Source organism: Streptomyces sp. TAA204 (genome assembly GCF_000424965.1).
In genome coordinates this window covers 322,775-336,451 of record NZ_AUKW01000006.1, presented here as the reverse complement: position 1 = coordinate 336,451, position 13,677 = coordinate 322,775, and the positions used below count along the sequence as shown (strand labels likewise).

Sequence of the window (13,677 nt, the reverse complement as noted above, 5' to 3'; positions counted from 1 at the left end):
TCAGCAGAGCCGTGGAAGCTCGGCTCCCCGGAGCTCCTCGAGGCGGTTGACGAGACCGTCGGCGCGGACGAGTTCCACCGCGGGTTCGCCCTCGGTCACCTCACCGACCACCACCGCGCGCCGGCCGTACTCGTGCGCGTGCAGCGCATGCAGCACGCGGTCGACGGCGTCCTGCGCGACGAAGAGGGCGAGGCAGCCCTCGTTGGCGCCGTGGATCGGGTTGATGCCGAGCATGTCGGCGGCCATCCGGGTCTCGTGGTCGATGGGCAGCGCCTGTTCGTCGACGCGGAGAGTGCGGCTGAGCGTCGCGGCGTACTCGTGAAGCACGGCTGCCAGCCCGCCACGGGTCACGTCCCGCATCGAACGTACCGATCCCTCGGGCACGGCGCTCTCGAGCGAGGCGATCATCCCGTTCAGCGGAGCGCAGTCGCTGAGCACGTTCCGCTCGAAACCCAGACCCTCACGGACCGAGAGCAGGTGGATGGTGTGGTTGCCGAGCGGTCCCGTGACGATCACGCGGTCTCCGGGGCGGACATCGGTCATCCGCTTCGGCGCACGGCGGAGGACGCCGACGCCGGTGGTGTTGAGGAAGATCTGGTCCGCCTCGCCCTTGCCGACAACCTTGGTGTCGCCCGCCACGATCTTGACACCGGCCTCCAGTGCCGTGTCCCTGACCGAGACGAGAGCACGGCGCAGATCGGCCATGGGCAGGCCGGTCTCCAGGATCACCGCGAGAGTGAGATAGAGCGGCTCCGCGCCGACGACGGCCAGGTCGTTCACCGTGCCGCACACAGCCACCTTGCCGATGTCGCCGTTGCCGAAGAACGGCGGATCGACGACGAAGGAGTCGGTCGTCATCGCGATTCTGCCGGCGGGAACCGGCAGCGTGGCGCTGTCCTCCATCTCTCCGGTGTAGGCATCGCCGAGGACCTCCACCATGAACTCGATCAGCTCACGGCTGAGCGCGGCGCCCGTCCCGTGGTCGAGCAGAATCCTTCCGCCCGCGGTGGCCTGCGTGCCCGGCCCGGTGCCGTCGGCACCGGCGGGCGGGGATGCCCCGGTGGTCATGGAACCACGAACTCCTTGCGGGGGAGCTCCCCGTCCGCGTCGAGGATGCCGATGATCTCGGCCGAGGGCGCCACCATCGCGCAGTAGCCGTCCAGCCATTCCAGCGCGCGGGCCGTGTCCGCGGGCCTGGCCGAGACGACACAGTCGCTGGGGACCCACACGTTGTACTCACGGAAGAAGGCGTCGGCCGCTGTCGTCTGGACGCAGATCTGGGTCTGCATCCCGGTGACGATCACGGTCTCGACCCCGAGCGCCTGCAACCGCTCGTGCAGGTCGGTCTCGTAGAAGCCGCTGTCCTTGTGCTTCTCCACGAGGATGTCGCCCTCACCGAGGAACTCCGGCAGCACGGCGGCGCCCTCGGTGCCCTTCTGCACCGGGAGGAAACCGTCGTAGCGCTCCGCGATCGGATCGTCGGGCATGTTGATCAGTTGCAGGTGAACGACGTGGTGACCACGGGTGCGCAGCGCCGAGAGGAACTCGGCGTAGGCGGGGGTGGCCTTCTCGACAGCGCTCCTGCGCTCCTCGTTCTTGTTGACGAGATCTGCTTGGAGATCGTTGGTGAGAACCGCGATCGTGCTCATTCGCACTCCTCGGAGCTGAGGTGAAACGGGCGGCAGGGGGCGCCTGACGTGGGAACCGTGTCACGCGCCGATGTGGTGTCACAGTCGGGGGAATCCCCGACTGTGAGGGGGAAGTGCCGTGCGCGAGAGTTCGACCGTCATCTCCGCCAGAATGTCCACGAAGTCGCCGGCGAGATGCTCAATCCGCTCACGCGAGAACCGGTCACTCTGGTAGATCCACACGCAGTTCGGGCGCTCACCCCCGTGCCTGAGCCGGACGCTGAGCGGACGGTAGGCATACGGGAACGGCGGGACGCAGGCGCTGACCGCCGGCCCGCCGGCCGCCGGTTCGGGCGTGACCTCCCGCTCGGTGGTGAACTGGATCCGGAAGAGCCGCGACAGCAGACCGGGATCCGGCAGATGGGGTTCGAGCATGTGCGGCGGGAGTTCGTGGTGGGCGAAACCCTCCGCGGTGGTCTCCTCGACCTGGCGCAGCAGATCCTCGAAGGTCATTCCGTCCGACAGGTTCAGCCGGATGACGACGTCGTTGGAGAAGTCGGCGACGAGGTTCTGAAGCCGTGCGTCGTCACGGTACGACACGGGTGCGCGGAGGCAGATCTCCCGGTCGCCGGTCCAGCGGGCGAGCAGCGTACTGAACGCGGCCAGGCCGACCGAGTTGAGGGTGACCCGCCGGCCGGCGGCGAGCCGGGCGACGCCCTCGAACGTCTCCGCCGGGATCGGCACCTCCACCGCGGCGCCCGGTGCCCACGGCCCCCCGGAGGGCGTCAGGTCGTCCGGGACCGTTGCCGGAGCCGCGCCCGCGAGCCGGCCGACCCAGTAGCCGATCAGCTCACGGCCTCGCGGCCCCTCCAGCAGCTGCCGGTGCCACCGGGCGAAGTCGGCGAACTGCAGGGGCAGCGCGGGCAACGTCTCCGCCCGGCCCGCATAGCAGGCCCATACTTCCCCGGCCAGGATCTCGACGGTCTGCCCGTCGCCGATGATGTGGTGGAGGAGCACCAGCACGATGTGGTCGTCCCCGGCCAAGCGCAGTACGACGACGCGGGCGGGAACCTCGTTCCGGAGGTCGAATCCGCGGTCGATCTCCGCCTGCACCGTCTCCGCGTAGCCCTCGGGCGCCGCGTCGCGCACGGCGACCGGTATCCGTGCCTCCGGTGAGATCGTCTGCAGCAGTTCGCCGCCGGCATCGCAGTAGGTGCTGCGCAGCGTCTCGTGCCTCGCCGCCACCGCTGCGAAGGCCCGCTCCAGCCGCTCGACGTCAAGAGCGCCGCGCACCCGGACACCCCCGAGCACCACCGGCGGCGGACCGCCGGAGCCCAGGCCGGCCCACATGCCCTCCTGCGCGGGTGACGCCCGGAAGCGCTGCTCACCGCGTGGGCGCGGAGGCGCGGCCTGCGGGTGACCGTATCCGGCCGGACCGGCCCGGTGGTCTCCACCCGCGGCATCCGCCTCCGCGGCGCCCTCCGCTCTCTGCGCCGGGGCCTCCTGGTCTCCCTTCGCGGCTGCACGCTCCGCGACCAGCTTCGCCACCGCCGCCACGGTGAAGTCGGGATACAGGTCACCCGCGACCGACACGTCGACGCCGAAGTCCCGGCGCAGCCTGGCGGCCAGGCGCACTGCCGCGAGGGACTGCCCGCCGAGGTCGAAGAAGTTGTCGTGCACGCCGACGGGCCCTTCGCCGAGCACCGCCGACCACACGTCCGCCACTGCCGACTCCGCCGGGGTCCTGGGCCGGGCGGACTCGTCGGAACCGCCGGAGCCCGCACGCTCACGGCCGGCCACGACGGTGTCGGGGCGGGCGCCCACGGCAGCCGCCCGCCCTGCCGGCACCTGGTCCGCGGGAACCGCCCGGTCGAGCAGTTCGGCGACGCCTGCGTCGGGGGCGCCCGCCGCCAGGCCGAGGAACCCGGCCAGGTGGCCGGTCAGCCGCGCACCCTCCGCCCGCGTGAGAACGGCCCGGTCGCACTCGAGGGAACCGGCGAATCCGCCGCCGTCGGGGCGGACGTCCAGCACCACGTCCGACTTGGCGATCGAGGCAGGCGCCGGCAGCAGCTCCAGCGTGAGATCCGCGACCTGCCAGGTCGAGGGACGCGGCTCCTGCAGCACGACCATGGCGCCGGAACACACCCGCTCGGCGCCGGGTCCTCCGTGACGGCGCAGCAGTCCCGACACCTGCTCGATGGGAAGCTCCTGGTGGTCGTAGGCCTCCAGGGCGCTCTGTCTGACCCGCTCCAGCAGCGACGAGAAAGCGGGGTCGCCGGAGAGGTCGACGCGGAGAGGTACCGCGTTGATGAAGTAGCCCACGACACCGGCAAGTTCCGGTCGTCCGCGGCCCTCGACGGGTGAGACGACCGTGACGTCGGTCTGGTCGTGGTACCGCCCCAGCACGGCTGCGATGCCGGCCACCAGCACCATGAACGGCGTCGCGCTGCTCCGGCTCGCCAGACGGTGCACCTGCCCGGCCAGTTCCGCCGGCCACCGGAACATCGACACGGCGGCCCGCCCCGGCCCGGCCGGGGTCCGGGCCGGGACGCCCAGCGGCTTCGCGCCTTCCAGGCGGGCGGCCCAGTAGTCGGTCAGGCGCCGCAGGCGGGCGCCCGAAAGCCTGTCCCGTTGCCACACGGAGTAGTCGGCGTACTGGATGGGGAGCGGAGGGAGATCCGGTTCGGTCCCGCTCGTCTCCGCCTCGTACACGTGGGCCAGTTCCGAGAGCAGGACCGTGGAGGAGACCGCGTCGGTCACGATGTGGTGCATCACCAGGACCGCGACGTGCTCGTCCGCGGAGAGCCGGAGCACATGCAGCCGCAGCAGCGGACCCGACGCCAGGTCGAACGGCGGGTCGAGCAGCTTCTCCACTACGCCGTCGAGTTCGTCGTGACCGACCGGGCGGACCTCCAGGGATGGCGGCAGCCGCGGATGGACGACCTGCATCAGTTCGTCGGCGTCCAGGCGGAAGACCGTACGCAGGGACTCGTGCCGGTCGACGATCACGTCCAGCGCGCGTTTGAGCGCCGGGAGCTGGAGCGGACCTGTCATCCGGACGAGGGCGGTCACGTGATAGGCCGCGTCGTTCTCCGCCACTCGGCTGTGCACCCACAGGCTCTGCTGGGCGAGCGAGGCGGGAACCACCAGCGGTTGCGCACCCACCCTAGGCCTCCTTGCTGTACCAGGGAGCAGCGCGGGAGTGCTCACTCCGCGCCCGTCGGCGCATGCTCCCCCGGCGCGCGTCCCTCCAGGTATCGGGAGTTCTCCCGACTCCCGGCAGCCGGCCGTGTGGACCAGCCTGCTGACGGTCGGCCGGACGCCGCCGAACGGCCGGCTCATCCGAGGCCGCGCTCCCCCAGGAGGGAATGTGACGTCTTCCCCGTCATCGCCGTCCCGTGCCAGGAGCCCGGAGGCCGCCGCGCTGGCCGATGAGGGCTGGGTCGTCCGGGACACGTCCGTGACCTCCCCCGCCGTGGCAGCGAGCGACGAGGACTGGACGCGGTACGCACAACACTGGGACCACCTCACCCTCGACAGATACATGAAGGACGGCGGGACCTACCGGTACCGGCGCTTCGGCCACTACCGGCTCGACGGGAAGTCCCTCACCCGGCTTCCGCACAGCACCTATCACCAGGACACGTCGGTCAACCCGCTCAACGGCGGCGTCGACCGCAGCTTCGAACCGCTGACGGCGGCGTTCGCGGACGACCCGTTGACCGGGTCCGTCGTGCGCATGCTCGGAGGAATCGTCAGCGAGGCAGAGGGCAACTCCGTCTGGGACGTCAAGCTGCATCCGTTCCGCATCGTCTCCTCGCCGGATCAGCCGGGCAGGCCCGCCCCGCAGGGCAGGCACCGTGACGGCTGCACGTACGTCACGTCGCTGCTGATCCGCAGGGCCAACATCGACGGCGGTACGAGTTCGCTCTACGACTCCCGGGGACGCCGCACGATGTCGGCCGAGCTCACCGGCCCCGGCGACTACCTGCTCATCGACGACCGCAGGGTGATGCACGACGTGACCGACATCCATCCCCGGGACGCCGCCCGGCCGGCGTATCGCGACGTGCTGATCGTCGACTTCGACCGCATGGCCGGTCACGGGTGACAGGGTTCCAGGAACACAGGGGAACGACATGACGGACAACGACGCGCTGCGCCGCAAGCTCGCGGCGCTGTCTCCCGGACAGCGCGCGGAGGTCGAGCGGCGGCTCGCCGGACGGCGGCGGGAGCACGCGGCCCCTGCCCCTCGCGTCCCGCGCGGAGAAGGCATCGCGCGCTTCCCCGCGGCCCCCGGCCAGGAACGGCTGTACTTCCTGCACGAGCTGAACCCGGCCTCGGCGGCCTACGTCATCCCCGTGCTCTGCACCTTGTCGGGCGACCTGGACGAGCAGGCGTTCCGCGACGCCTGGCGCGCGGTCGTCCGGCGGCACGAAGCACTTCGCACCGGTTTCGAACTCGACACCGGGCAGCGGACGGTGCTGCAGGTCGTGAGGCCCCCTGACGAGGCGGTGGCCGACCTGGAGGTCGGCCGGGCGAGCGAGCGGGAACTGCCGCGGCTGATGGACCAGCTCACGCGCAGACCGTTCGACCTCGCGACAGGCAGCCTGGCACGGGTCCGGCTGTGGCGGACGGCAGACGACGAAAACGGCCGCACCTGGCGCCTCGGGCTGGTGCTGCACCACATCATCGCGGACGGCTGGTCGCTGGGCCTGCTGGTGGAGGATCTCTCTGCGGCCTACGCCGCCGCCGTCGACGGCCGGCCGGTGGAACTCCCGCCGCCCCCGGTCGGCTACCCGGACTTCGCCGCCTGGCAGCGCGACTGGCTCGCGGGCGACGAACCGGAGCCGCACCGGGCGTACTGGCGCGACAGGCTCGCCGGCGTCGAGCCGCTGCGGGTACCGGGCGACCGTCCCGAACCGGCCAGGCGCACGTTCACGGGCCGGTCGGTGCCACTGCATCTCGGGCCGGAGCTGACGGCTGCCCTGGCCCGTGCGGGGCGTGCACACGACTCCACGCTGTTCATGGTCCTGCTGGCCGCGTACGCGTACGTTCTCCACCGCTGGTCGGGGCAGACACGGACGCTGCTGGCCACGCCGGTGGCGGGACGCAGCCGGCCCGAGTTCGAGCAGATCTTCGGCTTCTTCGTCAACACCGTCGCCCTCGACATCGACTTCGACGGCGTTCTCACCTTCCGGGAGTTGCTGGCCCGGGCGCGCGAGACCGTCGTGGGCGGGTCCGCCCACGCCGACCTCCCCTTCGACCAGGTGGCCGGAGACCTGGCAGGCGAGCACGACAGCGGTCCGTCGGGCCTGTTGAGGGTGCTGCTCACCCTCAACAACACACCACTGGGTGAGCTGAAGCTGCCCGGAGTGGAGTCGGTCGTCCCCAAACAGCCGCGCTCGGGAACCGACTTCGACTTCAGCCTGGACTTCACCCCGCGGGACGACGGCGGACTGGAGGGCTGGCTGGTCCACTCCGCCGACCTGTTCGGCGCGTCCACGGCGGCCCAGATCGCGCAGGGGGTGGCTGCAGCCCTCGAGCACGTCGCCGAGGCCGGCACCGACATCCCGCTGGCCGCACTGCCGGTGATGTCCGGCAACGCGCGCCGCACCCTGCTGTCCGAGACGAGCGGCAGCCAGTCCCCCGCCCACCCCGCCCGGCCGTTGCAGGATCTGTTCACCGACCGCGCCGACGAGTCCCCGGACCGTGTCGCCGTCGCCGTCGACGGCGAAGAGCAGGCCACGCTCACCTACCGCGAACTGGACCGGCAGGCGAACCGGATGGCGCACTGGCTGCTCGCACGCGGGGTGGAATCCGGCGACCGGGTCGCGGTCTGCCTGGACCGCCGGGCCGAACTCGTCGTCTCGCTGCTGGGCGTCCTGAAGGCCGGCGCTGTGTGCGTGCCTCTCGACCCCGGCCATCCGCGGAGCCGGGTCGATGACCTGATCCAGGACGCGGACCCCGAACTGGTGATCACCGAGTCAGCGGTGACCGGCCGCTTCGACGGCGCGGAAGGTGCTTCCGGTGTACCGGCCGTCGTCGATCTGGACGCCGTCGCCACCGAACTGGCGGCCTGCCCGGAGAAGCGGCCCGGCGTCCGTGTCGACCCGGCGGACGGCGCGTACCTCCTCTACACCTCCGGCTCCACCGGCAAGCCGAAGGGCGTCGTGCTGACGCATCACGGCATCGGCAACCGGATGCTCGGAATGCGCGAGGAGATGGGCTTCACCGAGCAGGACGTCGTCCTCCACAAGAGCACCGTCAATGCCGACCCGGCCATGTGGGAGATCCTCGTCCCGCTCTTCTGCGGAGCACGGACCGTCCTGGCCCGCCCTCGGCTGGGCACCGACCCCGCCTACCTCCACGACGTCCTGACCAGGCATCAGGTCACGGCGTGCGAGTTCATCCCGTCATTGCTGCGGCCGGTGCTCATGAGGCCCGGCTTCGGCGAGGCCGGCAGTTCACTGCGGCTGGTGCTGTCCGCGGGCGAGGTCCTGGCGCCGCCGCTCGCCACGCAGCTGCTGCGTGCCCTCCCGAATGCCCGGCTCTTCAACTGCTACGGCCCCACGGAGACGACCCTCGACATCACGACGCAGCCGGTCTCGCTGCCCGTGCCCGACCCGGTTCCGATCGGGTCGCCCGTCCCCGGCAGCGACCTCTACGTCGTGGACGGCCGGATGAACCTGCAACCGCCGGGAGCCGCCGGCGAACTGGTCATCGGCGGGGCCCAGCTCGGCAAGGGCTACTTCCGGCGGCCCGAGCAGACGGCCGAGGCATTCGTCCCCCATCCGTTCCGCCCCGGCGAGCGCGTCTACCGGACCGGTGACCGGGTGCGGTGGCTCGCCGACGGTTCGCTGGAGTTCCTGGGCCGCATCGACCGCCAGGTCAAGGTGCACGGCTACCGGGTCGAGCCGGGCGAGGTCGAGAGCCTGCTGCGCGCCGGGCCGCTGGTGGGGGACGCGGCGGTCGTCGCCCGCCCGGACGGGACGGGAAGCCATGTCCTGCACGCCTACGTCGTGCCGGTGGCGGGGAAGAACCCGCCCGACGCCGACAGCCTCCGCCGCGAGCTGGGCACAAGGGTCCCGACCCCCATGATCCCGGTCACCGTCACGGTCCTGCCGGAGTTCCCGCTGACCACCAGCGGAAAGGTCGACCACGGGGCCCTGCCGGAACCCGACGCGGTCCCCACTGCTGCGGCGCCGGTTCCCACGTCGACACCGCTGGAGGAGGTGCTCCTGGGCATCTGGTCCGAGGCCCTCGACACCGGCGACATCGGGGTACGGGACAACTTCTTCGACCACGGCGGCAACTCCCTGCTGGCGACGGTGGTGGTCTCCCGGGTGCGCGAGGTCTTCCGGATCGAGCTTCCGCTCCACTTCTTCGTCGAGGCACCCACGATCGAGGCGATGTCCGGGATGGTGCAGACGCAGGGCGCCGCGGCCGGGGTCGACACGGAGCGGATCGCCACGGTTGTGCTGAAGGTCCAGCAGATGTCGGACGGCGAGGTCGCGGCGAGACTCGGTGACTAGAGGCGGGCAGCGCCCGCGGTTCGGGAAGGGCTTCCTGAGGCTGTTCTCGGCGACTGCGCTGTCCGGGCTGGGCGACGGCTGCCGTATCGCCGCGCTCGCCGTTTTCGCGACCACCCTCACCCAGTCGCCCCTGCTCATCGCACTCGTCACGGTCGCGGCTCGCGTGCCGTGGATCGTCGTCGGTCCCTTCGCGGGCGCGCTGGCCGACGCCGTCGCTCCCTGGCGGACGATGTGGCTGTGCATGGCGGGACGTACCGCCGTCGTGGCCGTGTTCGCGATCCTCGTCCTGACCGGCAACGCCGGGATCTGGCAGCTGATCGCGGTGTCGTTCGTCATCAGTTCCGTCGACACCCTCGCCGACAACCTGGCCCAGGCCGTCGTTCCCCAAGTGTCGGGCAGCGCCGGCCTGGAGAGGGCCAACAGCAGGATCATCGGTGCCCAGTCGATCACCACGGACTTCCTCGGCACGCCGTTCGGGCCCATGCTCCTCACCGTCGCCGCGGCGCTGCCCTTCGGTATCGACGCTCTGCTGTCGGCCGCCGCCGCGGTGCTGATCTGGACGGTCCGCCCCGACGGCCGCGACGGCCGCGCGCCGAAGGAGGGAGCGGGGCCGGACGGCCGGCAGTCCGTGTCCGTCAGGACGCTGGGGAGCGGAGCCGTCGACGGCATGCGCCGGCTGTGGCGTTCCACCTCGTTGCGCACGGTGGCCGTCGCCATCTGCCTGGTCAACTTCGCCAACCTCACGGTGCTCGGCATCGCCGTCCTCTACACCGTTTCCGTACTGCACGTCAGCGCCGGCGCCTACGGGCTGCTCCTCCTCGGCATCGGCGTCGGGGGACTGGCGGGTCTCATGCTCGCGCCGCGTTGCGTCGCCTGGCTCGGCCGGCCGAAGGCACTGCTGCTGGCGATCTCCGTGTGCCCGGCCGCGTTCGTGATCGCCGGCCTGACGACGAACGTCGCCGCCGCGGTCGGAGCACTGTCGTTCGTGGGGCTGGCCACGTCGATGGCGACCGTGGTCACCCTGTCGCTCCGGCAGGAGATCATCCCGGAGTCGCAGTTCGGTCGCGTCAACGCGGCCTACCGTCTGATCGTCAACGGGATCTCGCCGGTCGGTGGGCTGCTCGGCGGGGTGGTGGCCGAATTCGCAGGCCTGCGGGCGCCGTTCTTCGTCAGCGGTGCCGCGACCGCCGTCGCCGCGGTCGTTGCCCTCCGGCTGGTGACCGGCCGCTCGCCGGAGCCGGACGACGAGGACTGCGGCCCGGCTCAGCCGGCGAGCAGCACCCGGTGACCGGCGGCTTCGAGCACTGCCGCCGCGGCGGCGACGTCACGTACGAGGAAGTGGTCCGTGTCGAACGTGGCGACGACGAACACGCTCTGCCCGGCCGAAGCGAGCGGGGAGAGCACGGAGTCCGCGATGCCGGGCACGTCCAGGCCGAACTGCTGGTCGATGCCGAGGCAGGACCACCCGCCGTCGGACCGTACTCCGAGGGGTACCGACGCGGCGGGAACGATCAGCGACAGCTCGCCGCCGGTGCGGGTGAGCGAAGTGAACGTGCTCGAGGGCGCCAGCGCCCACGTCGGGATATCGTCGTCCGGCCCGAGCCGGAGCATCGCGAACCGGCCGGGGACCTGGCACAGGGTCAAACGGCGCACGGTGAGTGGCGTTTCCTTCCGGCGGACGGCGGCTCCGGTCTGGTGCGCACGATCTCCAGGACGTCACGGAGCATCGCGGACGACGCCGGCTCCGGGCGCGGTTCAAGGCTGGCGGCCGATATCCGCTCGACGCGGTCGGCGTAGTAGACGACCCCCATCTCGTCGGGATGCAGCCGCGCCAGTGGATGGTCCTCGGCCACGGTCTCGGGTCCGACCCGCAGCCGGAAGCCGTCGGGGGACCGCTCGACGACCGCCAGCGGCACGAGCCGGCGCCCGGATTCCGGCGCGGCCCGCACCGCCTCACCAGGAAGGCCGCGGATGCCGGTCACCGCCACGTCCTCCAGCCGTGCGCCCGCGCCGAGCACGGCGTTGGCGGTGACGAGCAGTTTGAAGGCCGCGTCGTGACCGTCGACGTCGAGCGACGGATCGGCCTCGGCGATGCCGCGCCGCTGGGTGTCTGCCAGGGCCTCCTCGAAGTCCGCACCGGCCTCCATCGCCCGCAGGATGTACTGGCTCGTCCCGTTGAACACGCCCTCGATGCGGATCACCTCCTCGCCCGCCAGGTCGCGGCGCCCGATGTTGAGCACGGGAAGTGCACCGGCGACGGTGGCGCTGAACCGCAGGCACGGCCGGTCGACCGCGCCGCTCGGCTCGTCCGCGCCGGTCGATGGCGGATACGGCATCCCCCAGCCGTCAGCGAGGTCACTGGCGGCGGCGAGTTCGTCGTAGGCGAGTGCGACCGGCCCCTTGTCGGCCAGCACGACGTGGGTTCCCGTCGCCAGCGCATGACGCACCAGGCCGAGTCCCGGCCGTCCCTCGGCCAGATCGACGGGCGTGGCTCCGAGCAGGAGGTCGGCGTCGCACTCGCGCAGCAGGTCCGCGGCGGACATTCCCGGGCGGCCCACGCCGGCCAGCGCGGCCAGCGGCCTTCCCGCCGCCAGCGCGTCGAGGACGACCGGGAGATCCAGCCCGTCCGGGTCGAGGGCCGCACCTCCGAGCTCCGCGACACCCACGACGGACAACTGCGCGCCGTAGCGGGCGATCAGATCGTCGTGGCGGTCGCGCAGTATCGCGAGGAACCCCGCTCCGACACTTCCGGCACCGGCGACACACAGCCTCCACGGTTTGTCGTTCACGATGTTCCGTCTTCCAGCCGCTGCCGAGGGAACCGCGAATCTAGCAGCGCGGCCGCGGCCCGGGGGGCCCGCCGGTACGTCGGGAACTCTCCCGACTCCCGGTCCGCGGACGGGGCGTGGAAGCATGGCGGCCGCTCACGATCACCTGCCGAGTGGGAAGTTGAAGGTCATGCCGAAGACGACGGTTCTGTGCCTCCCGCCGGCCGGTGCGGGACCCAGCTTCTTCCACGGCTGGAAGGGCCCGACCGCAGGCATGCACGTCGAGCCGGTCGGCATCCCCGGCAGGGAGAAGCGGTTCGGTGAGCCCGAACAGCGGGACGTGGCGGGCCTGTTGTCCGTCGTCGTGCCCGAGGTGCTGCCGGCCGCCCGCGCTGCCGACCGGGTCGTCGTCCTCGGCCACAGTTTCGGCGCGATCCTCGCCTACGAACTCTGCCGCGCGCTCGCAGCCGCAGAAGCGGCGCCCGCACTGATGCTCGTGGCGAGCGGCTCGACCCGGCCCGGAGTGCCCCGGGGCGGACGGATCACCGGGCTGCCCGACGAGGAGTTCGTCGCCGGCGTCGAGGTCATCGCCGGGTACCGTCATCCCGCGCTGGGCGAACCCGAACTCCGCGAGGTGCTGCTGCCGCCCCTGCGGGCCGACGTCGCGATGCACGAGGACTACCGGGCCGACGAGGACGCTCCCAAGCTGGACGTCCCGGTCCTCGCGGTCCGCGGCAGCGACGACGCCATCGTCGGCGCCGCACAGGCGGAGCAGTGGCGTGAGGTCACCACCGGCCCCTTCCGGCTGGCCGACGTCGAGGGCGGCCACATGTACCTCGTCGACGCATGGCCCCGGCTGCTGAGCCTGGTGGGCGAAACCGCGGACTCACTGGAGCACTCCGGATGACAGGGCGGCTGGCGGGACGGACCGCCCTCATCACGGGGGCCGGGCGAGGGATCGGCCGCGCCTGCGCCGCTGCCTTCGCCGACGAGGGCGCGAACCTCGTGCTGCTCGACGTCGCGGCCGACCTTCCGGGCGTTCCCTACCCGATGGCGACGCGCAGCCAGCTGGACCACACGTCCCGGCTGGCCCGGGAGCGCGGCGCAGCGGTCCTGTCGCTGACAGCCGACGTACGGGAAGTCGAACAGGTAACCGATGCGGTGGCGAAAGGGCGGGAGCGGTTCGGGCACATCGACGTGCTCGTGAACAACGCCGGCCTCGTCTCCCCCTCCGGACAGGCGGTGAACGACGTCACCGAGCCGGAGTGGGCAGTGATGACGGAGGTCAATCTGACCGCGCCGTGGCGGCTGACGAAGGCGGTCTGCGGCGACATGACCGAACGCCGCCACGGCAGCATCGTGAACATCGCCTCGACCGCCGGGCTGGTCGGCTACCGGAACTTCAGCGGCTACGTCGCCTCCAAGCACGGCCTCGTCGGACTGACCAAGGCCACCGCCCTGGACCTCGCTCCGTACCGGGTGCGTGTGAACGCGGTGTGCCCCGGCTCCGTCCGCGACGGCGGACCCAACGAGGGCCGCATGCTCGCCGAGATCGGCCGCTGCCTCCGTATCGGCGCCACGGACCAGGAGCCGGCGCTGGTGAGCCAGCAGCCCACCAACAAGCTGGTCGAGCCCGGCAGCGTCGCCGCGGCCGTGCTGTGGCTCGCCTCGGACGAGTCCGCCGACACCACGGGCAGTGTCGTCACCGTCGACGGCGGCTTCAGTGCCCGCTGACCGGGAGGTGCT

At 71.7% G+C, this 13,677-nt stretch carries 10 protein-coding genes; 5 read left to right on the top strand and 5 right to left on the bottom strand.

Annotated features, from left to right (window positions below):
• The 3 genes from hypE to H343_RS0114245 form a co-directional block, all read right to left on the bottom strand.
• The gene (hypE, locus tag H343_RS0114255; RefSeq protein ID WP_078505604.1) at nt 1-1,068 is read right to left on the bottom strand and encodes a hydrogenase expression/formation protein HypE; all 1,068 of its coding nucleotides are present in this window, start codon (nt 1,066-1,068) and stop codon (nt 1-3) included.
• The gene (locus H343_RS0114250; protein ID WP_028431711.1) at nt 1,065-1,649 is read right to left on the bottom strand and encodes a cysteine hydrolase family protein; all 585 of its coding nucleotides are present in this window, start codon (nt 1,647-1,649) and stop codon (nt 1,065-1,067) included. The genes hypE and H343_RS0114250 overlap by 4 nt, the downstream gene beginning before the upstream one ends.
• A 78-nt stretch (nt 1,650-1,727) precedes the next feature.
• Complete coding sequence (locus tag H343_RS0114245) at nt 1,728-4,793, bottom strand: condensation domain-containing protein (RefSeq protein ID WP_028431710.1); 3,066 nt, start codon at nt 4,791-4,793, stop codon at nt 1,728-1,730.
• 205 nt (nt 4,794-4,998) lie between these two features.
• Between H343_RS0114245 and H343_RS30565 the strand changes: the two genes are divergently transcribed.
• The 3 genes from H343_RS30565 to H343_RS30560 are packed head-to-tail and all read left to right on the top strand — an operon-like array spanning nt 4,999 to nt 10,451.
• On the top strand, nt 4,999-5,739 hold the full coding sequence (locus H343_RS30565) for a 2OG-Fe dioxygenase family protein (protein WP_037903676.1): 741 nt from the start codon (nt 4,999-5,001) through the stop codon (nt 5,737-5,739).
• A 28-nt stretch (nt 5,740-5,767) separates the two neighbouring features.
• The gene (locus tag H343_RS0114235; RefSeq protein ID WP_028431709.1) at nt 5,768-9,163 is read left to right on the top strand and encodes a non-ribosomal peptide synthetase; all 3,396 of its coding nucleotides are present in this window, start codon (nt 5,768-5,770) and stop codon (nt 9,161-9,163) included.
• Entirely contained in the window at nt 9,156-10,451 is a 1,296-nt protein-coding gene (locus H343_RS30560) for an MFS transporter (RefSeq protein WP_051265195.1), read from the top strand. The genes H343_RS0114235 and H343_RS30560 overlap by 8 nt, the downstream gene beginning before the upstream one ends.
• Here the strand turns inward: H343_RS30560 and H343_RS0114225 are convergent.
• The gene (locus H343_RS0114225) at nt 10,427-10,816 is read right to left on the bottom strand and encodes an ACT domain-containing protein (protein ID WP_028431708.1); all 390 of its coding nucleotides are present in this window, start codon (nt 10,814-10,816) and stop codon (nt 10,427-10,429) included. The genes H343_RS30560 and H343_RS0114225 overlap by 25 nt on opposite strands.
• Nucleotides 10,804-11,952: a homoserine dehydrogenase gene (locus H343_RS0114220; RefSeq protein WP_028431707.1), complete on the bottom strand. Its 1,149-nt coding sequence runs from the start codon at nt 11,950-11,952 to the stop codon at nt 10,804-10,806. The genes H343_RS0114225 and H343_RS0114220 overlap by 13 nt, the downstream gene beginning before the upstream one ends.
• Nucleotides 11,953-12,121: 169 nt before the next feature.
• Here H343_RS0114220 and H343_RS0114215 point away from each other — a divergent pair, with 169 nt between their 5' ends.
• Together H343_RS0114215 and H343_RS0114210 are read left to right on the top strand one after the other, a co-directional pair.
• Entirely contained in the window at nt 12,122-12,838 is a 717-nt protein-coding gene (locus H343_RS0114215; RefSeq protein WP_028431706.1) for an alpha/beta fold hydrolase, read from the top strand.
• Nucleotides 12,835-13,665: an SDR family oxidoreductase gene (locus H343_RS0114210; protein ID WP_028431705.1), complete on the top strand. Its 831-nt coding sequence runs from the start codon at nt 12,835-12,837 to the stop codon at nt 13,663-13,665. The genes H343_RS0114215 and H343_RS0114210 overlap by 4 nt, the downstream gene beginning before the upstream one ends.
• Nucleotides 13,666-13,677: the final 12 nt, after the last annotated feature.

Bases quoted from the DNA above. Each gene is read 5' to 3' on its own strand.
- hypE (WP_078505604.1), bottom strand. From the start codon at position 1,068: ATGACCACCGGGGCATCCCCGCCCGCCGGTGCCGACGGCACCGGGCCG.
- H343_RS0114250 (WP_028431711.1), bottom strand. From the start codon at position 1,649: ATGAGCACGATCGCGGTTCTCACCAACGATCTCCAAGCAGATCTCGTC.
- H343_RS0114235 (WP_028431709.1), top strand. From the start codon at position 5,768: ATGACGGACAACGACGCGCTGCGCCGCAAGCTCGCGGCGCTGTCTCCC.
- H343_RS0114215 (WP_028431706.1), top strand. From the start codon at position 12,122: ATGCCGAAGACGACGGTTCTGTGCCTCCCGCCGGCCGGTGCGGGACCC.
- H343_RS0114210 (WP_028431705.1), top strand. From the start codon at position 12,835: ATGACAGGGCGGCTGGCGGGACGGACCGCCCTCATCACGGGGGCCGGG.